This window comes from Providencia xihuensis (genome assembly GCF_041953405.1).
GTDB lineage: Bacteria > Pseudomonadota > Gammaproteobacteria > Enterobacterales > Enterobacteriaceae > Providencia > Providencia vermicola.
Window position 1 is genome coordinate 2,280,290 of sequence record NZ_CP169565.1, and the last position, 20,964, is coordinate 2,301,253.

The 20,964-nt window shown below is 43.3% G+C and carries 21 protein-coding genes and 1 pseudogene; 10 read left to right on the plus strand and 12 right to left on the minus strand.

The features are described 5' to 3' along the window. Positions 1–204: 204 nt before the first annotated feature. The 5 genes from cysB (at position 205) to ACE2AL_RS10155 (ending at position 5,718) form a co-directional block, all read left to right on the plus strand. Positions 205–1,179, plus strand: a complete 975-nt coding sequence (gene cysB / locus ACE2AL_RS10135) for an HTH-type transcriptional regulator CysB (RefSeq protein WP_206086092.1) — start codon at positions 205–207, stop codon at positions 1,177–1,179. Positions 1,180–1,314: 135 nt separating this feature from the next. After that, the gene (locus ACE2AL_RS10140; protein ID WP_375083453.1) at positions 1,315–1,608 is read left to right on the plus strand and encodes a DUF1778 domain-containing protein; all 294 of its coding nucleotides are present in this window, start codon (positions 1,315–1,317) and stop codon (positions 1,606–1,608) included. Further along, a complete protein-coding gene (locus ACE2AL_RS10145) occupies positions 1,605–2,117 on the plus strand; it encodes a GNAT family N-acetyltransferase (protein WP_375083454.1) in 513 nt (170 codons plus the stop codon). Before ACE2AL_RS10140 ends, ACE2AL_RS10145 begins: the two co-directional genes overlap by 4 nt. Before the next feature lie 214 nt (positions 2,118–2,331). Continuing rightward, positions 2,332–5,004, plus strand: coding sequence for an aconitate hydratase AcnA (gene acnA / locus ACE2AL_RS10150; RefSeq protein WP_375083455.1), 2,673 nt, complete (start codon positions 2,332–2,334; stop codon positions 5,002–5,004). A gap of 270 nt (positions 5,005–5,274) precedes the next feature. Continuing rightward, positions 5,275–5,718 (plus strand): hypothetical protein, encoded by a 444-nt coding sequence (locus ACE2AL_RS10155; protein ID WP_206086088.1) that lies wholly within the window; start codon positions 5,275–5,277, stop codon positions 5,716–5,718. 110 nt (positions 5,719–5,828) lie between these two features. Here ACE2AL_RS10155 and hemB read toward each other — a convergent pair whose 3' ends face one another. Both hemB and ribA read right to left on the minus strand, forming a co-directional pair. Beyond that, positions 5,829–6,806, minus strand: a complete 978-nt coding sequence (gene hemB, locus ACE2AL_RS10160) for a porphobilinogen synthase (RefSeq protein ID WP_206086087.1) — start codon at positions 6,804–6,806, stop codon at positions 5,829–5,831. A 182-nt stretch (positions 6,807–6,988) separates the two neighbouring features. Further along, on the minus strand, positions 6,989–7,585 hold the full coding sequence (gene ribA, locus ACE2AL_RS10165; protein WP_206086203.1) for a GTP cyclohydrolase II: 597 nt from the start codon (positions 7,583–7,585) through the stop codon (positions 6,989–6,991). A 215-nt stretch (positions 7,586–7,800) separates the two neighbouring features. Between ribA and ACE2AL_RS10170 the strand changes: the two genes are divergently transcribed. The 5 genes from ACE2AL_RS10170 (at position 7,801) to yciH (ending at position 11,259) form a co-directional block, all read left to right on the plus strand. Then, entirely contained in the window at positions 7,801–8,541 is a 741-nt protein-coding gene (locus ACE2AL_RS10170; protein WP_375083456.1) for a phosphatase PAP2 family protein, read from the plus strand. Positions 8,542–8,668: 127 nt separating this feature from the next. Next, a complete protein-coding gene (locus ACE2AL_RS10175; protein WP_206086085.1) occupies positions 8,669–8,986 on the plus strand; it encodes a LapA family protein in 318 nt (105 codons plus the stop codon). A 6-nt stretch (positions 8,987–8,992) separates the two neighbouring features. Then, positions 8,993–10,165: a lipopolysaccharide assembly protein LapB gene (lapB, locus tag ACE2AL_RS10180; protein WP_206086084.1), complete on the plus strand. Its 1,173-nt coding sequence runs from the start codon at positions 8,993–8,995 to the stop codon at positions 10,163–10,165. Positions 10,166–10,210: 45 nt separating this feature from the next. Then, positions 10,211–10,936: an orotidine-5'-phosphate decarboxylase gene (gene pyrF, locus ACE2AL_RS10185; RefSeq protein WP_206086083.1), complete on the plus strand. Its 726-nt coding sequence runs from the start codon at positions 10,211–10,213 to the stop codon at positions 10,934–10,936. Next, positions 10,933–11,259: a stress response translation initiation inhibitor YciH gene (gene yciH, locus ACE2AL_RS10190; RefSeq protein ID WP_272539854.1), complete on the plus strand. Its 327-nt coding sequence runs from the start codon at positions 10,933–10,935 to the stop codon at positions 11,257–11,259. The genes pyrF and yciH overlap by 4 nt, the downstream gene beginning before the upstream one ends. A gap of 55 nt (positions 11,260–11,314) precedes the next feature. Here yciH and nadS read toward each other — a convergent pair. From nadS to rsxA, 10 genes and pseudogenes are all read right to left on the minus strand, one after another. Continuing rightward, a pseudogene (gene nadS / locus ACE2AL_RS10195) lies at positions 11,315–11,476 on the minus strand (NadS family protein); the annotation flags it as partial. A gap of 79 nt (positions 11,477–11,555) precedes the next feature. Then, entirely contained in the window at positions 11,556–11,774 is a 219-nt protein-coding gene (osmB, locus tag ACE2AL_RS10200; RefSeq protein ID WP_225819467.1) for an osmotically-inducible lipoprotein OsmB, read from the minus strand. A gap of 200 nt (positions 11,775–11,974) precedes the next feature. Further along, the gene (locus ACE2AL_RS10205) at positions 11,975–13,918 is read right to left on the minus strand and encodes an exoribonuclease II (protein WP_206086080.1); all 1,944 of its coding nucleotides are present in this window, start codon (positions 13,916–13,918) and stop codon (positions 11,975–11,977) included. 134 nt (positions 13,919–14,052) lie between these two features. Continuing rightward, positions 14,053–14,694 (minus strand): endonuclease III, encoded by a 642-nt coding sequence (gene nth / locus ACE2AL_RS10210; RefSeq protein WP_206086079.1) that lies wholly within the window; start codon positions 14,692–14,694, stop codon positions 14,053–14,055. A 20-nt stretch (positions 14,695–14,714) separates the two neighbouring features. Then, positions 14,715–15,428, minus strand: coding sequence for an electron transport complex subunit E (locus ACE2AL_RS10215; protein ID WP_375083457.1), 714 nt, complete (start codon positions 15,426–15,428; stop codon positions 14,715–14,717). Continuing rightward, complete coding sequence (rsxG, locus tag ACE2AL_RS10220) at positions 15,428–16,057, minus strand: electron transport complex subunit RsxG (protein WP_206086077.1); 630 nt, start codon at positions 16,055–16,057, stop codon at positions 15,428–15,430. The genes ACE2AL_RS10215 and rsxG overlap by 1 nt, the downstream gene beginning before the upstream one ends. Before the next feature lie 9 nt (positions 16,058–16,066). Next, complete coding sequence (rsxD, locus tag ACE2AL_RS10225; RefSeq protein ID WP_375083458.1) at positions 16,067–17,146, minus strand: electron transport complex subunit RsxD; 1,080 nt, start codon at positions 17,144–17,146, stop codon at positions 16,067–16,069. A gap of 11 nt (positions 17,147–17,157) precedes the next feature. Then, positions 17,158–19,692 (minus strand): electron transport complex subunit RsxC, encoded by a 2,535-nt coding sequence (gene rsxC / locus ACE2AL_RS10230; RefSeq protein ID WP_375083459.1) that lies wholly within the window; start codon positions 19,690–19,692, stop codon positions 17,158–17,160. Continuing rightward, the gene (gene rsxB, locus ACE2AL_RS10235) at positions 19,685–20,299 is read right to left on the minus strand and encodes an electron transport complex subunit RsxB (RefSeq protein WP_206086074.1); all 615 of its coding nucleotides are present in this window, start codon (positions 20,297–20,299) and stop codon (positions 19,685–19,687) included. Before rsxB ends, rsxC begins: the two co-directional genes overlap by 8 nt. After that, complete coding sequence (gene rsxA / locus ACE2AL_RS10240; protein WP_206086073.1) at positions 20,299–20,880, minus strand: electron transport complex subunit RsxA; 582 nt, start codon at positions 20,878–20,880, stop codon at positions 20,299–20,301. Before rsxA ends, rsxB begins: the two co-directional genes overlap by 1 nt. Positions 20,881–20,964 lie beyond the last annotated feature (84 nt).

The window sequence follows — 20,964 nt, forward strand, 5'->3', positions numbered from 1 at the left end:
AAAGATAACCCGTCTTTGCAATACATTACGACGTTGAGGCAGGAAAAATTCACCTTAGATGAAATTTTGTCATCATACTGTTTATTCTCGTTAGAATAATGTTATATTGGTTATATCGATTCAATTGTATATAATTTTTAGTTATAACTAATGTTTTTTAGCTATAGCGACTCTATCGTGATCCAGTAAGGGGTAGGCAGAAATATGAAATTGCAGCAATTACGTTATATTGTTGAAGTTGTTAATCATGACTTAAATGTCTCCTCTACGGCGGAGGGGCTTTTTACTTCGCAACCAGGTATTAGTAAGCAAGTGCGGATGCTAGAAGATGAGCTAGGCATTCAGATTTTTGCTCGCAGCGGTAAACACTTAACGCATGTCACCCCTGCGGGAGAAGAGGTCGTTCGTATTTCAAGGGAAGTGTTGTCGAAGATTGAAGCAATACGTTCAGTTGCGGGGGAGCATACCTACCCAGATCGCGGTACGTTAAATATAGCAACGACCCACACGCAAGCGCGTTATGCATTACCGCCGGTTATTAAAGGCTTTATTGAACGCTACCCACATGTGTCTTTGCATATGCAGCAAGGCACACCAACCCAAATAGCGGAAGAGGTATGCAAGGGGAACAGTGATTTTGCAATCGCCACGGAGGCACTCCATCTGTATAGCGACTTAATTATGCTGCCTTGCTACCATTGGAACCGTTGTGTGGTGGTGCAAAAAGACCATCCGTTGGCGACGAAAAAGAATGTGACCATTGAAGATATTGCGGAATACCAAATTGTGACATACACCCATGGCTTTACTGGGCGTTCAGAACTGGATGTCGCTTTTCAAAAAATAGGCCTAGAGCCGAAGATCATTTTTACAGCAACAGATGCGGATGTGATTAAAACTTACGTCAGACTGGGATTGGGTATTGGTATTATCGCCAGTATGGCGGTTGATGCGGTAAATGATTCTGACCTTGTTGTCATTGATATGCGTGATAAGTTCAGCTATAGCACCACGAAAATTGGCTTTAAACGCACCAGTTTCTTGCGTAGCTATATGTATGATTTCTTATGGCGTTTTGCCCCACATTTAACGCGTGATGTGGTGGATAAGGCGATTGCCATTCGCAACAATGATGAAATTGAAGCTTTCTTTAAAGATATTCAGTTACCGATTATTTGATTTTTGTATTATTGCCTGCCCATCTAATGGTAGCCACATGATGAACAGTGGCTACCATTAATCATCTATTCACCGCAATGCGGATAAAACTGTGTGCTTAAAAAATAAGTCATCAGTTAGGCGTTAACCATTGCGATGCAAAATACATGTGATAATGATACGGTGCTTACACGTTCATCATTGAATTTACGAATTAAATTAGAAGATAAAATTCTGATTGACCGAGCTGCTAACGCTGTTGGGAAAAATCGTACTGAGTTTGTACTCGAAGCGGCTCGTCGTGCTGCGGAAGAAACATTAGCCGATCACCGTGTGATTAATGTGAGCCCTGAAGTTTATCAGGAGTTTGTTGCTCAATTAGATGCCCCGCCGAGCAATAATGAGGCGCTCAGAAAAACCATGATGTCCAAATCTCCGTGGGAGAAATGACATTGAACCTGACAGCTCCTGAGCCCCTCAATTTAAACCACCGTCTGGATGTATTCTCTTCGGGTGACGAAACGTTGGATCATTGGTTAAAAAACCGCGCGATGGGAAATCAGAAAACGGGTGCATCCCGCACTTTTGTCACTGCATCTGATAATACGGTGATGGGGGATTATGCACTTTCTACAGGCATTATAACTACCAACCAAGCGGTGGGTAAATTTCGGCAAAATATGCCAACAGATATTCCTGTTGTTTTACTTGGCCGCCTAGCAGTGGATGTAAACGTGAAAGGATTCGGTGTTGGCAGGGCGCTCGTAAAGGATGCGGCGCTGAGAGTTATCCAAGCATCAGGGCTTGTCGGTATTCGGGGAATGGTTATTCATGCGCTTTCAGTTGATGCTAAATGGTTTTATGAACATGTTGGGTTTGTATCTTCACCTCTAGACTCAATGATGCTAATGGTCACTTTAGCTGATCTTCAGCTCGCAATCGGCGCCTATCCAAACTGAAAATAACCGTCATCCCCCAAACTTTTTACCGTCATTTACGCTTATACTTTCCATTCTTATCTCAAATTTCCTATGATAAATAGGTCTAAACTGCAAATTTGGCACAAAATCTATAAATCAAATTTATAAAGCAACTATGATTACAATTGGTTAACAAAAAATAATGGTGGTAAATAAACATTATTGCCATAGCCATAAAAACCAAGGAGGAGTTATGTCGTTGAGTCTAAAAACAACGAGTGCCTCAACACTCGCTGTCGGAAACAAGCAGTATAATTACTTCAGTTTGGCGCTTGCCGAGAAAAAAATCGGCGATGGTTCAAAGCTGCCCAAATCCCTCAAAGTGTTACTCGAAAACCTATTACGCCATATCGATGGCACTTCTGTTGTTGAACAAGACTTACAAGCCATTATTGATTGGCAAAAAAACGCTCATGCAGATAGGGAAATTGCCTATCGTCCCGCTCGTGTACTGATGCAAGATTTTACTGGCGTCCCTGCGGTTGTTGACCTTGCAGCAATGCGTGAAGCGGTGAAATCGTTAGGGGGAAATGTCAATCAGGTCAACCCATTATCACCTGTTGATCTGGTGATTGACCACTCGGTGATGGTGGATGAATTTGCCACACAATCTGCGTTTGGTGAAAACGTGGAAATTGAAATGGAACGTAACCACGAACGCTATTTATTCCTGCGTTGGGGGCAAAAAGCGTTTAACCGTTTCCAAGTTGTGCCACCGGGCACTGGGATTTGCCACCAGGTTAACTTAGAGTACCTTGGAAAAGCGGTTTGGTATGAGGAAATCGATGGGAAGCTATACGCTTATCCAGATACGCTAGTGGGTACCGATTCTCACACAACCATGATCAATGGGCTTGGTGTGCTGGGTTGGGGAGTGGGTGGTATAGAGGCTGAAGCAGCGATGTTAGGTCAGCCTGTTTCGATGCTTATCCCCGATGTGGTTGGGTTTAAGTTAACAGGCAAATTATCGGAAGGTATTACGGCAACTGACCTTGTATTAACCGTCACACAAATGCTGCGTAAACACGGCGTGGTCGGTAAGTTTGTGGAATTCTACGGTGATGGTTTGGCGGACTTACCCTTAGCTGACCGTGCCACCATCGCCAATATGTCACCTGAATATGGTGCAACCTGTGGGTTCTTCCCCATCGATGATATTACGTTGTCCTATATGCGACTAACAGGACGTAGCGACGATGAAGTGGCGCTGGTGGAAGCGTATAGTAAAGAGCAGGGCTTATGGCGTCACGCAGGTGATGAACCTATATTTACCAGTACCCTTGAATTAGATATGTCGACGGTTGAATCTAGCTTGGCTGGGCCAAAACGTCCACAGGATAGAGTGGAGCTGAGTCAAGTACCAAAAGCGTTCCGAGGTGCAGTTGAACTCGAAGTGAATAAACAAGATAAAAATGCACACCCAGAAGTGAAATATCAAAATCAAACCTTTGATCTCACTGATGGCGCGGTCGTGATTGCGGCGATTACATCTTGTACCAATACTTCAAATCCGAGTGTTTTGATGGCGGCGGGGCTGTTAGCGAAAAAAGCGGTTGAAAAAGGGCTGTCTCGTCAACCTTGGGTTAAATCATCCCTTGCACCAGGCTCCAAAGTGGTCACGGACTACCTTGCGGTAGCGGGCTTAACACCTTATTTAGATAAATTGGGATTCAATCTTGTTGGGTATGGATGTACCACCTGTATCGGTAACTCAGGTCCATTACCGGAACCAATTGAAGCGGCGATTAAACAAACCGATTTAACCGTTGGTGCAGTGCTTTCGGGGAACCGAAATTTTGAAGGGCGGATCCATCCTCTGGTGAAAACTAACTGGTTGGCATCTCCGCCGTTAGTTGTGGCCTATGCCCTTGCAGGAAATATGAATATTAACTTGAAAAATGAACCGCTTGGTGTAGATAAACACGGTAATGACGTTTATCTGAAAGATATTTGGCCAAGCAGTGCTGAAATAGCCCAAGCTGTGCAACAAGTTAAAACAGAGATGTTCCGCAAAGAATATAATGCCGTATTTGAAGGTGACGATGCGTGGCGTGCTCTCGAGGTTGAAAGCTCATCAACTTATCATTGGCAGGCGGACTCAACGTACATTCGCCATCCACCATTCTTTGAAGGCATGCAAGCCCAGCCTGCGCCAGTTAAAGATATTCACGGCGCCAATATTTTGGCTATCCTTGGCGATTCAGTCACTACTGACCATATTTCTCCTGCAGGGAATATTAAGAAAGACAGTCCAGCAGGGCGCTACCTTCAAGAGCATGGTGTTGCTGTTGCAGACTTTAACTCTTATGGCTCACGACGAGGTAACCATGAAGTGATGATGCGCGGCACCTTTGCGAATATTCGTATTCGTAATGAAATGGTACCAGGTGTTGAAGGTGGTTATACCTTACATATTCCAACAGGGCAGCAAATGGCTATCTATGATGCAGCAATGTTGTATCAGCAAGAAAAACGCCCATTGGCGATTATTGCAGGTAAGGAATATGGTTCAGGTTCGAGTCGTGACTGGGCTGCAAAAGGAACTAATTTGTTAGGCGTTCGCGTGGTGATTGCAGAGTCTTATGAGCGTATTCATCGTTCAAATTTAATCGGTATGGGGGTTGTACCTCTGGAGTTTAAAGATGGTATGTCCCGCAAAACCCTTGGACTAAAAGGAGACGAACGCATTGACGTTGTTGGTCTGCAATCCCTGACACCAGGGCAAGACCTGAAGGTGAATATTACTCTGGGTAATGGTGAGGTCAAGGAGATCACTACCCGTTGTCGTATTGATACGGGTACTGAAATGGAGTATTACCGCCATGGCGGTATCTTGCATTATGTCATTCGACAAATGCTTCATTAACACAGGTTAACTAAAAACGTCTGTTTGGTTAATCCAGCAGACGTTTTTTTATTCCTATCTTATTTCTTAATCTTGTTTTTTCTCAATATTTTCGATGTGGATCTACGTTATGGTGTTAGGTAGATGGTTAAATATAGGGGAGAAAACCATTCTTAATTCAGTGAGTACTGAATTAAGTTCGCCATAAATCAGTTTCTTTGTTTGAATTAGTATCCATGTAATGGATTCGGGCTCGCTAAATTTATCGAAAACAACGTAAAGGAAATATATATGGCAGATATCAATGAAACCGATTTCTATAAAGGGGCATTGTGGGCAGCAGATATCTTATTAACAACTTCTCATTTTGATGGGTCGAATGAAGAGGTTCGCGATATTTTAGAACATATTCCTAATTTGTATTCTATTGTGATGAGAACACCTGAAACGGAAGTTCACGACTTACGTCTCTATGCGGACAAAGAATTCCCACTTGGCTTAAATGCAGATTACACTGCAATTACTATCGCACCATTAAAAGAGTATTTTGATATTGTGCCTATGCCGGATCAAAACCCGGAGAGTATTACTTTTGAGGTGGAATTTTGGGGCGTTGTTGCCAAGACAACTGCAGGTAAAGACGATTTATTGATAGCGGGCTTACCTTCGGCAGAAGTTGCTCAGCATTATGCAAAAACATTAACGCATCAGCTTGAAATTCAGCGTGGTAAATAACCGATTGATTTATTTTTAATCTGTTTTGGCTTGCTTTTTAATCTAAAATGCCAAAAAACCGCAGCACTGTGTTTATATCCAGTATTGCGGTTTTTTTTATAAGCTAAAAATTATAAAGCCTTACTTTCAGCCAGTTGTAGGGCAAAGTAAGTGAAGATAAGGTCAGCACCTGCGCGTTTAATTGAACCTAATGTTTCCAGTGCCACACGTGTTTCATCAATCGCACCCGCTTGTGCTGCAAATTTGATTTGCGCATATTCGCCACTAACTTGATACGCACCAATCGGTAATTGTGTGTGTTCACGTAAATCACGAATGATATCAAGATAAGCCCCAGCGGGTTTGATCATCAGCGCATCTGCACCTTCGCGCTCATCAATCAGCGATTCATGTAGCGCTTCGCGGCGATTCATTGGGTTCATTTGGTAGGTTTTTCTGTCACCTTTTAAACATGAGCCAGCTGCATCACGGAATGGGCCATATAATGCGGATGCAAATTTTGTGGAATAGGACATAATGGCCGTATCCGTAAAACCTGCTTCATCTAGTGCACGGCGGATCGCCGCAACTTGTCCATCCATTGCAGCGGAAGGGGCGATAAAGTCTGCACCTGCTCGGGCAGCAGCAACTGCCTGCAGACCTAAATTGTGAATAGTGGCATCATTATCAACAACATGGTCATGCATCACCCCGCAGTGACCATGGGAAGTATATTCACAAAAACAAGTATCTGACATCACAATCATTTCAGGAACTGTGTCTTTACAGATACGGGACATACGAGCGACTAAACCATTTTCCTGCCATGCATCACTACCATTATCATCAAGGTGGTGGGAAACGCCAAATGTCATGACTGACTTAATGCCTGCATTTGCGATGCGTTCAATTTCATACGCTAAGCGTTTTTCAGGAATACGCATAACACCAGGCATGCTATTGATCGGCATATAATCGTCGAGTTCTTCTTCAACGAAAATAGGTAAACAAAGGTCATTAATCGATAGATGGGTTTCTTGGAATAAAGTGCGGAGTTTTTCAGTTTTACGCAGTCTTCTCATGCGTTGAATAGAATGCAGGTTGTTCACAATATCTCCTTGTAGTTTGATGAATAAGCAAAAGATAAAGGTCATTCATCAAAGTCATAATATTGAGAACAGTATAAACCTTATAGAAAGAAAGTGAATATAACCATCAAGAAATGGCACACATTGAGAGGATAATTGAGAGAAAAGGGAAGAACGTAGAAACTCTCCCCTTATTGTGTAGCTTACTGGTGTTTAAACAGCATATGACCCATCTTTTGTGCTTTAACATCCAAATAATGTTCATTACTTGGATTACGCCCAACGATCAAAGGCACACGTTCAACCACATTTATACCCGCTTCACGCATGATATCGATTTTTTTCGGGTTATTCGTTAGCAAACGAACTTCGTTGATCCCCAGTAATTTGTACATATCTGAGCAGAGGGTAAAATCACGTTCATCGGCTTTAAAACCCAGTTTTAAATTTGCCTCGACAGTGTCTAAACCTTGGTCTTGTAGCGCATATGCACGGATTTTATTGAGCAAGCCAATATTACGGCCTTCTTGGCGATGGTAAAGTAACACCCCGCGGCCTTCTTTACTAATCTGAGAAAGCGCGGCTTCTAATTGGAAACCACAATCGCAACGTAAGCTAAATAGCGCATCACCCGTTAAACATTCAGAGTGAATACGGCTAAGAACGGGGGTATCCCCAGAGATGTCGCCAAAGATTAACGCGACATGGTCATGACCCGTTGCAATTTCTTCAAAACCTACCATCAGAAATTCACCGAACGGTGTTGGGAGTTTTGCTTGAGCAACACGTTTTAGCTGCATATTTTCATTCATTAGTTAAAGTAACTCTTGCTTAATGTAATAACGTAAATCGATATAAGGTACATGAGTATAATATATCGAAGCTATATGACGTTTTGCATATAGAGGCTGGTAATCTTTGCACACAACCAACACTGTATTACTATAACAGAGTTAATCGAGAGTGAATGGAATATTTCTTCATAAGGTGGATTAATATTTATGGAATGCATTAAATGAGAAAAACTATTTTCGTCGTTAGCCTGTTTGCTATTTTATTAGCATTACCACCCATGATAATGCTAATTTCGGAGTGGCAATGGACGCCAGAAAATCAATTTAAATCAATGAAATGGCTATTATGGCTGACCGATACAGCAGGTGCACCATACAGTATTATTACGTCATTAGCACTTATGGGGATAATCATATTCAGACTACGTGCAGAAAAAAGTATGGTCTTGAAGATTGTGATTATTGTTGCTAGCGCTTTGTTACTGCAACAAGGTACCAAAACATTACTTAAAAACCATTTTCAAGAGCCTCGACCTTATGTGGTTTGGCTCGAAGAGCAATATGATGTGACGCATTCGGATTTTTATGAATTAACACGAGCCGCTCGAGCCAAGTTGATTAAAACGGTCGTTAAACAACATGATGATATTGCTAAGTGGCAAAGAAAGCATTGGCAAGCAGAAACAGGGTACTCATTTCCATCAGGACATATGTTATTTGCTGCTGGCTGGGCACTCTTGTTTATCGCCTTTTTTTGGCAAAGGGGCTACTATGGCTTTTCGATTGGCCTAGCACTCTGGGCAGAGGGGATCGCATTTAGCCGCATGTTATTAGGTATGCATTGGCCAATTGATGTCATTACGTCAGTATTTATCAGTGCCATTTTTGCCATTTTGGCTTACGGTGTATTTCTGTTTCTTAAGCGGAAAAAAAAGTCGGTTAATCTTTCATCAAGGGAGTGATTGTTGCGACAAACTCTGTGAATTTTCGAATTTGTATAAAATAAATTGCTTTGTCTGGATGCGCGGGAAATGCTACCTTATCAGGTAGATATTATTGAATGGATAAGAACTGATAACGGGAACAAATGTGAAATACTTTCTGATTTTATTACTGGCGGTCGCATTTTTTATTATCTCGATTACGCTAGGTTCAAGCAATGATCAGGTTATTACATTTAACTACCTGATTGCAAAAGGGGATTTTTCTTTATCAACCCTTCTTGCATCACTTTTTGGTGTCGGTTTTGTGCTGGGATGGCTGGTGTGTGCGGCATTTTATTTACGTACAATCGTTAGCCTGAAAAACGCACGTCGTAAAATTAGACGTTTAGAATCACAATTAGGTGCTGGAGAAAGTAATATTTCTGACTCAACCTCATTAGTGACGACTCAGAACAAGGAATAATCCTGTATGTTCGAGTTGCTGTTTCTGTTGCTTCCTGTGGCTGCCGCTTATGGTTGGTATATGGGGCGCAGAAGTGCTCAACAAGATAAACAACTACATGCTAACCGCTTGTCCCGTGATTATGTGACAGGCGTGAACTTTCTTTTGTCAAATCAGCAAGATAAAGCGGTTGATTTGTTTCTAGATATGCTTAAGAATTATGATAGCTCTGCATTTGAAGCACATTTAACCTTAGGGAATTTATTTCGTTCTCGAGGTGAAGTTGAACGTGCTATCCGCATTCACCAATCGCTGGTGGAAAGTGCTTCGTTATCCTTCGAACAACGCCTCCTTGCAACCCAACAACTTGGCCGTGATTACATGACCGCTGGGGTGTATGATCGCGCCGAAAATATGTTCCAGCAACTCACTGATGAAGTGGATTTCAAGCAAAGTGCTTTACAATCTTTATTAAATATTTACCAGTTAACCAGTGAATGGTCGAAAGCTATCGATGTTGCAGGTAAACTGGTTAAATTAGGCCATAACGAATTACGCGAGCAAATTGCACATTTTTACTGTGAGCTTGCGGTACAACAATTGGCGAGTGATGATCTTGATGATGCACAAGCCTTATTAAATAAAGCAGAACAAGCCGATAAAAACTGTGCGCGCGTTTCGATTATGAAAGGGCGTATTTTTATTGAGCAAGGCGTTTATGAAAAGGCCATTCATGTTTTAAAGCAAGTATATGATCAAGATAGAGAGTTGGTTACTGAAACGCTGCCACTGCTCCATGATTGCTATCAACGCACCGGTCAATTGGATGAATGGGAAGATTACTTGCGTCAATGTGTAGCGGGTAATTCAGGTGCAATTGCAGAGCTGTATCTCGCCGATATTATTGTTGAAAAGCAAAATCATGAAGCTGCTGCAAATTATATTAATGACCAAATTCAACGTCACCCAACCATGCGACTGTTTTATCGTTTAATGGATTACCACCTTGAAGAAGCCGAAGAAGGCCGTGCAAAAGAAAGTTTGATTTTGCTAAGAAAAATGGTGGGCGAACAAATCCGAACAAAGCCTGATTACCGTTGCCATAAATGTGGCTTTACTTCTCGTTCATTATATTGGCACTGCCCATCTTGTCGTTCTTGGGATACGATTAAACCCATTCGTGGGTTAGATGGCCAGTGACAACGTCACTTTTTAACCTCATAACAACTCATTAAAGGCTATGAAATGATTTCCTCAACTGAGAACCAGACACACTCGCCAATCATTGTGGCACTTGACTATGAAGATGCTAATGCTGCACTGGCGTTTGTTGACCGCATTGACCCGCGTGATTGCCGTCTTAAAGTAGGCAAAGAAATGTTCACGTTCAATGGTCCTCAATTTGTCAAATCACTCCATGATCGCGGCTTTGATGTTTTCCTTGATTTAAAATTTCACGATATTCCAAATACGGTTGCTCGTGCCGTCGCCGCTTCTGCTGAAATGGGCGTCTGGATGGTCAATGTGCATGCGGGCGGTGGGGCTCGAATGATGGAAGCGGCTCGTCAATCACTCGAAGTTTATGGTAAAGATGCGCCTTTATTAACGGCAGTAACTGTTTTGACCAGTATGGATGAGACAGATCTAGTGGGCGTGGGGATCCAAGACTCTCCTGCGGTTCATGCAGAACGTCTTGCATTGCTGACCAAACAGTGTGGTCTTGATGGCGTTGTCTGTTCTGCCCATGAAGCAAAACGCTTAAAAAGTTTATGTGGCAAAGATTTTAAATTAGTCACACCAGGTATTCGCCCAGAAGGTAGTGATGTTGGCGATCAACGCCGTATCATGACACCACAAGATGCTGTCAAAGCAGGGGTTGACTATATGGTGATTGGACGCCCGATCACGCGTAGTGAAAACCCAACGTTAACATTACAGCAAATTAACCAATCTATTAAAGGTCTCTCATGAGTGATTCAAACAGCCGTCTAGTATATAGCACAGACGTTGGGCGTATTGATGAAGAAAAACCGAAGGTAGAAAGGCCAAAAGGTGATGGCATCGTTAGAATTCGCCGTGAAACATCAGGTCGTAAAGGAAAAGGGGTTTGTGTCGTGACGGGCCTTGATCTTGATGATGTTGAGCTCATAAAACTTGCCGCTGAACTGAAAAAGAAATGTGGTTGCGGCGGTGCAGTAAAGGATGGAAATATTGAAATTCAAGGGGATAAGCGAGATGTGATTAAGCAACTCCTTGAAGCAAAAGGCATGCAGGTAAAATTAGCTGGTGGCTGATTAAAATGATTAAAGAAAAACGGTGGTTGCAGGTGTAATCACCGTTTTTTATGGGTTAAATTGCCGCGAGTTCTTTGAATAATTCAGGGTTTCTTTTTATTGCCACTAATACTTTAGCCGCTAACCCTGTTGGGTTAGGTCGTTTGAGTTCCCAGCTTTTAATGGTATCAACGCTAGTTCCTAATGCATTAGCTAATTCGCTTTGTGAAACATTGAGTTAGCGTTAGAACACTGAAAATAAAATAGCGCCAAATGGATGGCGCTATTTAGAGAATAGGGGCATAGCTTATTGTCGGTTATTTGCCAATTTGGTGGCCAATGATCCCGCCAACGGCGGCACCGCCTACCGTACCAAGTGAACTACCCCCAGTAAGCACTGCACCACCGACGGCACCGACACCAGCACCAATGGCAGTATTTTTATCGCGCTTAGACATGTTGGAACAGGCACTCACGCTAATAGCGACGGTTGCGATAACCATAAATGATAAAATGCGTTTGCTGACAGTATTCATTTTTTAATCCTTAACACGTATTAAACAAATCATAAATTAGCATGATAGGTAAATTTACGAATAAGAATAATCAGGAAAAAATAGCGAATAGCATATAAATTTTAACGTAAAATGCGAATTAATCACTACTGATTAGGTTGCGAACGAAGAAAAGACCATAAGCATTAACTTATGGTCTTTTAAAGATAGCACAGAAAGTATTATTCTGCAGGGCGAGCAACGATATTACGTGTTTCCATACGAACTTCCGCAATGGTGACATTAATAATATCATTGAGTTGATATGCTTTTTCGCCTTTAACCAGAACGCTGCCAGTTTCTTGGCTACACTGAATTTCATCACGAACACTGTGAATAAATGGTGCAGGAACAAATGCCACCGCGCCATTATCCACGAGACGTACACGTACACCGCCACGGGTAATATCAATAATTTCTGCGGGGAATTTAGTGTCAGTGCCTTCAAACGGTTTTAAGTAACGTGAATAGAGCCAATCACCCACATCGCGTTCCGCCATACGGTTTGCACGGCGACGTTCTGCCAATTTAATGGAAAGCTCTTCAGTGGGTTTATCCGTTGAAGGCTTGCCCGCAATAATGGACTTTAATAACCGATGGTTAACGATATCGGTGTATTTACGAATGGGGGATGTCCATGTTGCGTAAGCGTCAAAACCAAGGCCGAAGTGAGGGCCGGGATCAGCTTTAACTTCGGCAAAAGTTTGGTAGCGACGAATTCGGCTATCTAAGAACTGGGTAGGTTCGGCATCAAGCTTACGACGTAATTGACGGAAACCTTCCAGAGACAATAATGATTCTGCGGTGGTTTCAATACCATTGTCTTTTAAGGTTTGAACAACCTGGTCAATTTGCAATGGCTCAAAGCCCATATGCACATTGAAAACGCCGAAGCCGAGTTTTTCTTTTAACACGCTGGCTGCACAAAGGTTAGAGGTGATCATCGCCTCTTCAACAATGCGGTTAGAACTGCGGCGGCTTTCTGATACAATATCAACGACATTGCCTTTATCATCAAGCACAAAGCGGTAATCAGGGCGGTCTTTAAAGACTAATGCATGAGTTTCACGCCAATGTAAGCGTTTATCAGCCATTTCTTTTAACAGCAATATTTGTTGTTTGTCTGTGTCATTGGCGGGTTGCCAATTTCCAGTTTCTTCAAGCCAATCAGAAACTTCGTCATACACTAATTTGGTTTTTGATTCGACCCAAGCACTGAAAAACTCAATGTGACTATCAAGGCTGCCATCTGCAAGAATTTGCGCCACACATACTAAAGCAGGGCGACGTTCATTTGGGCGCAAGGAGCATAAATCATCTGACAATTGACGCGGTAACATTGGGATATTGAAACCAGGCAAATAGTTAGTATAAGAACGTGCAAGGGCCAGTTTATCTAATTCACTGCCTTCGCGGATATAGCTGGTTGGGTCAGCGATAGCGATGAATAATTTGAGATTGCCTTCAGCGGTTTTCTCAACATACAGCGCATCATCCATATCTTCAGTACTAGCGCTATCGATGGTCACAAAATGTAAGTCAGTTAAATCAACGCGTTCAATGCCCTGATCATCACGCTCGCTTTCCACCATTTGAGGTTCATCACGGTCTAATTGGTGACGGCGTAACGTTACCCACCATGGTGCAAAGTGGTCATCGCCTTCAGTGATGTATTCTGTAATATCTGCGTAAAAGTTTTTATCGCCTTTTAAGGGATGACGGCGCATTTGAGCGACGACCCAATCATCTTGCTTAAATTCATGGGTAATACCATTCACAGGACGACATAAAATCATGTCTTTGAGTAACGGGTGATCGGGGATAACAAATAAGCGATTGTCGTTTTCTTTTTTCTGAATTTTACCGACAAATCTCTCTAAAAAAGGCTCGACAAGTTCTTCTGGCTCAGCAAACTCACGGTCTTTATCCGTATGTACTGCGGCGATGACACGGTCACCGTGCATCACTTTTTTCATCTGAGGAGGCGGAATGAAATAGCTTTTTTGGCCATCAACTTCTAAAAAGCCAAAACCTTTTTCAGTGCTTTTTACCAACCCTTCAACACGAGGTGTTTGGGCATGTAATGTCTGTTTAAGTTGTGCGAGCAGTGGGTTGTCTTGAAACATACTTACCGTTTTATTAAGTTTGAATTTGGCTCTATTGTTACGTAAGACAAAGTCCTAGAGCAAGGAAAAAATGCGTTGTGCTTATGATTAGCACGATGACCTATCTTTTTCGTCATCAAAAGCACGATATATAGTTAATCCTCTGGGTAGACTTTGTCTTTAAATTCACAGAGGTCTTCGATGATGCACGAACCACAGCGGGGTTTGCGCGCAATACAAGTATAACGCCCATGTAGAATAAACCAGTGATGGCAATCGACCTTAAATTCAGCAGGGACGACTTTCAGTAACTTTTCTTCAACAGCGACAACGTCTTTACCTGGGGCAAAGTTGGTACGATTACATACGCGAAATATATGAGTATCGACGGCAATGGTTGGCCAACCGAAGGCTGTATTAAGAACGACATTGGCTGTTTTACGGCCAACGCCTGGAAGCGCTTCAAGGGCCTCACGGTTTTCGGGAACTTGGCTATTGTGCTTTTCAATCAGTATTTTGCAGGTTTTATAAACACTTTCTGCTTTAGTATTAAATAAGCCAATAGTTTTGATATATTCTTTAATACCATCAACACCCAGCGCCATAATTGTTTCAGGTGTGTTTGCTACGGGATAAAGCTTTGCCGTGGCTTTATTAACGCTGACATCAGTCGCTTGAGCGGAGAGTAACACAGAGATTAATAGCTCAAACGGGGAGCTAAACTCTAGCTCCGTCGTTGGGTGGGGATTGTTGTCCCGTAAGCGAGTTAAAATTTCAATACGTTTTGATTTATTCATTGCTCACATTAATTTGTTTATTAAGAAAGATGACCGCCGCAACCTTGTTGTTTTTCATATTTGCGTACTGACTGATGATCAGCTTGCAAAGCCGCTCTTTTTTTCATTTTTTCATCAATTAAATATTTTGCAGCTAACAATAGGGCAAGGCCAATAAAGGCACCTGGTGGTAGCATAGCGAGTAAAAATGGAGAATCAAGGTGAATAACTTCAATGCGTAATGAAGTAGCCCATGAGCCTAACAGTAAATCAGCGCCATCAAATAAGGTACCGTTACCTAAAATTTCACGAATTGACCCCAAAACAAACAATGTCGCCGTTGCCCCTAAGCCCATCGCTAAGCCATCTAATGCTGATAACGAAACGGGGTTGCGAGATGCGTAGGCTTCTGCACGGCCAATGACGATACAGTTCGTCACAATCAACGGAATAAAAATCCCGAGCGATTCATATAAACCAAAAGCATAGGCGTTGATTAGCATTTGTACCGCACTCACAACCGATGCAATGATCATCACATAAATTGGGATACGAATTTCAGATGGCACCCAACGGCGCAGGGCAGAAACAGCTACGTTAGTGCATATCAGCACAAGTGTTGTTGCAAGGCCAAGTCCGAGAGCATTCGTTGCTGTAGAAGAAACAGCCAATAGCGGGCAAAGCCCTAAAAGCTGGACTAATGCAGAGTTATTTTTCCATAACCCTTGGACTAATAAATCTTTAGATTCACTCATTATTCTTCCCCACAATTTGGGTAAGTTGCTAATTCTTGCGGAATAGTTTGCATAAAGACCGCAGTTCGTTTGGTGGCATTGACCACCGCTCTTGGTGTGATGGTGGCGCCAGTGAATTGGTCAAACTCGCCACCATCTTTTTTTACAGCCCATTTGGGGTCATTTGGCGATTCGATTTTCTTCCCGCTTAAATGGGTGATCCAATCTGAAATACGCGTTTCAATTTTATCACCAAGCCCAGGTGTTTCATGGTGTTCGGTCACACGGACACCTAAAACAGTGCCGTTAAAATCAGCGCCTACCAACAAGTGGATAGCCCCTGAGTAACCATCTAATGCCGTGGTTTCTAACGCCGCAGCAACGGGTTCACCATTTTTACGGGCTATATATAAACGCCGTGGCTGTTTATTACCTAATATAGCCTCATTGGTGACTAGATAACATTCTTTAGTTAAATCATTATTATAGAGGTCACTGGGGATGACTTGGTCGAGCAATTTTTTCTGCACAATGGCGGCTTGCTCTGCAATAATGTCTTTCGTCAAAGTATAGACCGCTGCACTCAATGCCGTGGTTCCTGCGGCAAATATGGCAAGGATAGTTCCGTGACGTCGCATTGTATTTAACATGTTGGCTCCTTATTTATGTCCATATGCACGCGGTTGAGTGTAATAATCAATTAACGGCACGGTGATGTTTGCCAATAATACAGCGAAGGCAACGGCATCAGGGTATCCGCCATAAACACGGATCACCCACACTAAGAAACCAATAATCATTCCAAAAATAATTCGCCCTTTTGGTGTTGTTGAAGCGGTAACAGGGTCGGTTGCGATAAAAAACGCACCCAACATGGTGGCACCTGACAGTAAATGAACCAATGGCGGCGCATAACGGTTATCATCAATCAGGTAGCTGATTATGGAGAAAACAGCTAAGGTTCCTAAGAATGACAACGGAATATGCCAGCTAATAATACGGCGGTTAATCATAATTAAACCACCAATAAGATAAGCAATATTTACCCACTGCCAGCCAATCCCAGCTAATGAGCCTTGTAAAATAGGTTGTTGTAATACGTCAGAAATAGAGTGTGTTAGTAAGCCTGTTTTAAAGCTATCCAGCGGTGTCGCTTGGCTCATACCATCTATGCCCGTTCGTAACTGATCAAGCGTCACTCCCGAAGAAGTCTGCCCACTGAAGATCACTGACAAGCTATCAATGGCAGAGATATGCATGTTTTGCAATTCTTGTGGTGGCAGCCAGTTGGTCATATGTACAGGGAAGGATATTAATAATACAACATAACCAACCATTGCTGGGTTGAATGGATTTTGCCCTAATCCACCATAACATTGTTTGGCAATGGTAATGGCAAAGAATGTCCCTAATACAATCAACCACCAAGGTGATAACGGGGGTAAGCTGATCCCGAGTAATAGGGCAGTGACAATGGCAGAATTATCTTTAAGCACAGGAACAACAGGCTGCTTGCGTAAGCGTATGGAAACAGCTTCAGTTACAACCGCTGTGAGTATCGCTAAAACAATTTGATAGAGCGTACCTATACCAAAAAAGTAAATTTGTACTGCTATTCCTGGAATGGCAGCGAGAAGCACCCAAAACATCACTAAGCTGGTGCTTTGGTTATTATGAGTAAATGGTGCGCTTGCAATTTTTAGTCGGCGATTTTTCGCATCAATTGGCCTAAATTTCATTTCGTTATCACTTACTCTGTTATCGTTTGTTCATTGTGCTTTTCAGCTTGTTTTGCTTTAACGCGGGCAATCGCAGCAGCAACCGCAATTTTCCTAGGGTCGGTCTCTTCATCTATGGGGGGCTCAGCTGCAGGCGATAACTCATCAATTGTTGCTTGTTTCTGCGCAGCTTTCTTGGCTTTCGCACGGGCAATGGCAGCAGCAACCGCGGCTTTGCGTGGGTCGACTTCTGTTTCTTGTTGAGCGTCAACCGCAGGAGCCGTTGGCTCTTGCGCTGCTTTCTTGGCTTTCGCACGGGCAATGGCAGCAGCAACCGCGGCTTTGCGTGGGTCGACTTCTGTTTCTGGTTGAGCGTCAACCACAGGAGCCGTTGGCTCTTGCGCTGCTTTCTTGGCTTTCGCACGGGCAATGGCAGCAGCAACCGCGGCTTTGCGTGGGTCGACTTCTGTTTCTTGCTGAGTGTCAACCACAGGAGCCGTTGGCTCTTGCGCAGCTTTCTTGGCTTTCGCACGGGCAATGGCAGCAGCAACCGCGGCTTTGCGTGGGTCGACTTCTGTTTCTTGTTGAGCGTCAACCACAGGAGCCGTTGGCTCTTGCGCCGCTTTCTTGGCTTTCGCACGGGCAATGGCAGCAGCAACCGCGGCTTTGCGTGGGTCGACTTCTGTTTCTGGTTGAGCGTCAACCACAGGAGCTGTTGGCTCTTGCGCCGCTTTCTTGGCTTTTGCACGGGCAATGGCAGCAGCAACTGCAGCTTTGCGTGGGTCGACTTCTGTTTCTTGTTGAGCGTCAACCACAGGAGCTGTTGGCTCTTGCGCTGCTTTCTTGGCTTTCGCACGGGCAATGGCAGCAGCAACCGCAGCTTTGCGTGGGTCATCATCAGATCCACTAACAGGAGCATTAGCTTGCACATTAGCCAATTTCTCAGCTTGTTTAGCACGAGCTTGGGCTTTTCGTGCCTCACGTGCCGCAATAACTGCGCTGTTGTCAGGCAATTCGCCAGAAACAATTTTAATCGGCTCTTGGCTTGCAGTTTGTTTTGTCTTCACTCTTGCTAATGCCGCATTTACTACGTCTTTATCGGCACTTTCAACTTGAACAGCCGCTTTCTTATGGCGCTCTTCACGGGCCAGTTTATCGCGCTCCATTCGCTGTTGTTTCGCTTCAAAGCGCAATTTCGCTTCTGCGGCACGGCGCTCTTCTTGTGCGATTTCACGAATTTCTGCTTTTTCTTGGCGGTAATATTGTACTAACGGGATATTGCTTGGACAAACATACGCACAGGCACCGCACTCAATACAATCGAATAAATTGTGCTTTTGCGCTTTTTCGTGCTCGTCACCCTTACTGAACCAGTAAAGTTGCTGCGGTAATAAAGCTGCTGGGCAGGCATCAACGCATAATCCACAACGAATACACGCTTCTTCAAGGGCTTTTGGCCCCATTTCTTCCATTGTAGGAACTAAAAGACAGTTACAAATTTTGACAACAGGAACATTGAGGTCGGGTAGGGTAAAGCCCATCAATGGCCCCCCCATGATCACCATTTGTTCAGGTTCTGGGTTGAATCCAGATTGTTGTAGTAAGTGCCTTACTGGGGTACCTAAACGTGCCCAGAAATTTCCCGGTTGGGAAATCGCTTCACCTGTTACAGTGACAACACGTTCAATTAAAGGTTGTCCATCAATGACTGCACGTTTAATTGCCACAACAGTGCCCACGTTTTGCATCAACACGCCTATTTGGGATGAGCGGGCACCCGATGGTACTTCTTGGCCGGTTAAAATTTTAGTTAGTTGTTTGGCCCCACCTGAAGGGTATTTAGTTGGGATCACACGGACGAAAATGTTTGAGTCTTGTTTAGTGATGGCTTTATTCAGAGATTGAATAGCTTCTGGCTTATTATCTTCAATGCCAATTAATACTTGGTCTGGATTTAATAAATGTTGTAAGACGCGGCAGCCTTCAATCACTTCTTGGGCGTGCTCTTGCATTAACCTATCATCAGCGGTGATATAAGGTTCACATTCAGCCGCATTGATAATCAATGTTTTAATTGCATCTTTACCTCCCGCCAATTTAGAGGCAGTAGGGAAGCCCGCTCCACCTAAGCCTGCAATTCCAGCTTGCTCAATTTTGTGCAATAAATCTGGTTTGGCTAATTGATAGTAATCAGGGTTTGGCTCTAATGGGCACCAAGTATCTTTACCATCAGATTGAATACGCACACATAATTCTTTCAAACCCGATGGATGTGCAGTCACCATAGGTTCAATTGCAGTAATCGTTCCAGAGGTTGAAGCATGTACTGGTACGGTACGACCAAGACCACGAGTTAACGGCTGGCCTTTAAGCACAGAATCACCGACTTGAACGATAAGTTCACCTTCAGGGCCTAAATGCTGCTGCAATGGGATAATCAGCTCATTAGGTATGGTTGCAACCCGCATAGGGGTACGGCTGGATTGCAACTTCATTTCAGGTGGGTGAATGCCACCATCAAAATCCCAGATATTGTCTTTTTTCAACCATTTAAATAACTTAAGCATGGGAGTTCTCCCTTGATTTTACTTCAGTTTTTTCAATAGGTTCAACAGAAATATTTTTCACTGGAATAGTGTTTAAATCCCATTTCCAATTGGCGGTTGTGGTTTTCACGGGGACAAGTTCAATACAGTCAGTTGGGCAGGGGGCGACGCATAAATCGCATCCAGTACATAAATCTTCAATTACGGTATGCATTGCACGGGTGGCACCGACAATGGCGTCAACAGGGCAAGCTTGGATACATTTCGTGCAACCGATACAGTTTTCTTCATCGATAATGGCAACTTTACGAACAGGGTTCTGCGCTGCTTCATCACCATCAATAGGTTGTGGGTCAACATTCAGCAATTCGGCTATCTTTAGCATGACTTGCTCGCCACCAGGGGCACATTTATTGATCATTTCACCATTGTTAGCGACCGCTTCTGCGTAAGGGCGGCAACCTGGATAGCTACACTGCCCACATTGACTCTGAGGTAAAATAGCTTCCACTTGCTCGACAATTGGGTCAGCTTCGACTTTAAAACGTAACGACGCGTAGCCTAAAATTAGGCCGAAAATCAAACCAAATACGGCTAATATACCGATGGCAATCCATACAGACATCATTAGAATTTCACCAAACCACTAAAGCCCATAAATGCGAGGGACATAAGCCCTGCAGTGATCAGGCCAATGGAAGAGCCACGGAATGGGGCAGGGACATTGGCAACAGCGAGTCGTTCACGGATCGCTGCAAACAGAACCATCACAAGGGAAAAGCCAATAGCGGCTCCAAAACCATATACGGCTGACTGCAGGAACGAATGGGACATATTAATGTTCAACAATGCCACACCTAATACTGCGCAGTTTGTTGTAATTAAAGGCAAGAAAATACCTAATAACCGATAAAGTGTAGGGCTTGTTTTTCTTACAACCATTTCTGTAAATTGTACTACCACAGCGATTGCAAGAATAAAGCTGAGTGTACGTAGATAAAGTAGGTCAAGGGGAACGAGGATCAGTGTATCAATTAGCCATGAAGAAATGGAGGCTAATGTCATGACAAATGTTGTCGCTAATCCCATACCGATGGCAGGTTCAAGTTTCTTTGATACCCCCATAAATGGACATAACCCAAGAAATTTAACAAGGACGAAGTTGTTAACCAGCACCGTACCAATAAAGAGTAATAGATAATCAGTCATGCTATTGCCTGAAATGAAAATATAAAGAACAAAAACTGGCCGAAGCCAGCTAAACAGCCATTATGATATCAAGCAATTTTTGTG

What these genes read in the sequence shown, in the direction of transcription:
- cysB (WP_206086092.1), top strand. Translation starts at nt 205, where the DNA reads ATGAAATTGCAGCAATTACGTTATATTGTTGAAGTTGTTAATCATGAC.
- ACE2AL_RS10140 (WP_375083453.1), top strand. Translation starts at nt 1,315, where the DNA reads ATGCAAAATACATGTGATAATGATACGGTGCTTACACGTTCATCATTG.
- ACE2AL_RS10145 (WP_375083454.1), top strand. Translation starts at nt 1,605, where the DNA reads ATGACATTGAACCTGACAGCTCCTGAGCCCCTCAATTTAAACCACCGT.
- acnA (WP_375083455.1), top strand. Translation starts at nt 2,332, where the DNA reads ATGTCGTTGAGTCTAAAAACAACGAGTGCCTCAACACTCGCTGTCGGA.
- ACE2AL_RS10155 (WP_206086088.1), top strand. Translation starts at nt 5,275, where the DNA reads ATGGCAGATATCAATGAAACCGATTTCTATAAAGGGGCATTGTGGGCA.
- ribA (WP_206086203.1), bottom strand. Translation starts at nt 7,585, where the DNA reads ATGCAGCTAAAACGTGTTGCTCAAGCAAAACTCCCAACACCGTTCGGT.
- ACE2AL_RS10170 (WP_375083456.1), top strand. Translation starts at nt 7,801, where the DNA reads ATGAGAAAAACTATTTTCGTCGTTAGCCTGTTTGCTATTTTATTAGCA.
- lapB (WP_206086084.1), top strand. Translation starts at nt 8,993, where the DNA reads ATGTTCGAGTTGCTGTTTCTGTTGCTTCCTGTGGCTGCCGCTTATGGT.
- pyrF (WP_206086083.1), top strand. Translation starts at nt 10,211, where the DNA reads ATGATTTCCTCAACTGAGAACCAGACACACTCGCCAATCATTGTGGCA.
- yciH (WP_272539854.1), top strand. Translation starts at nt 10,933, where the DNA reads ATGAGTGATTCAAACAGCCGTCTAGTATATAGCACAGACGTTGGGCGT.
- osmB (WP_225819467.1), bottom strand. Translation starts at nt 11,774, where the DNA reads ATGAATACTGTCAGCAAACGCATTTTATCATTTATGGTTATCGCAACC.
- ACE2AL_RS10205 (WP_206086080.1), bottom strand. Translation starts at nt 13,918, where the DNA reads ATGTTTCAAGACAACCCACTGCTCGCACAACTTAAACAGACATTACAT.
- nth (WP_206086079.1), bottom strand. Translation starts at nt 14,694, where the DNA reads ATGAATAAATCAAAACGTATTGAAATTTTAACTCGCTTACGGGACAAC.
- ACE2AL_RS10215 (WP_375083457.1), bottom strand. Translation starts at nt 15,428, where the DNA reads ATGAGTGAATCTAAAGATTTATTAGTCCAAGGGTTATGGAAAAATAAC.
- rsxG (WP_206086077.1), bottom strand. Translation starts at nt 16,057, where the DNA reads ATGTTAAATACAATGCGACGTCACGGAACTATCCTTGCCATATTTGCC.
- rsxD (WP_375083458.1), bottom strand. Translation starts at nt 17,146, where the DNA reads ATGAAATTTAGGCCAATTGATGCGAAAAATCGCCGACTAAAAATTGCA.
- rsxC (WP_375083459.1), bottom strand. Translation starts at nt 19,692, where the DNA reads ATGCTTAAGTTATTTAAATGGTTGAAAAAAGACAATATCTGGGATTTT.
- rsxB (WP_206086074.1), bottom strand. Translation starts at nt 20,299, where the DNA reads ATGATGTCTGTATGGATTGCCATCGGTATATTAGCCGTATTTGGTTTG.
- rsxA (WP_206086073.1), bottom strand. Translation starts at nt 20,880, where the DNA reads ATGACTGATTATCTATTACTCTTTATTGGTACGGTGCTGGTTAACAAC.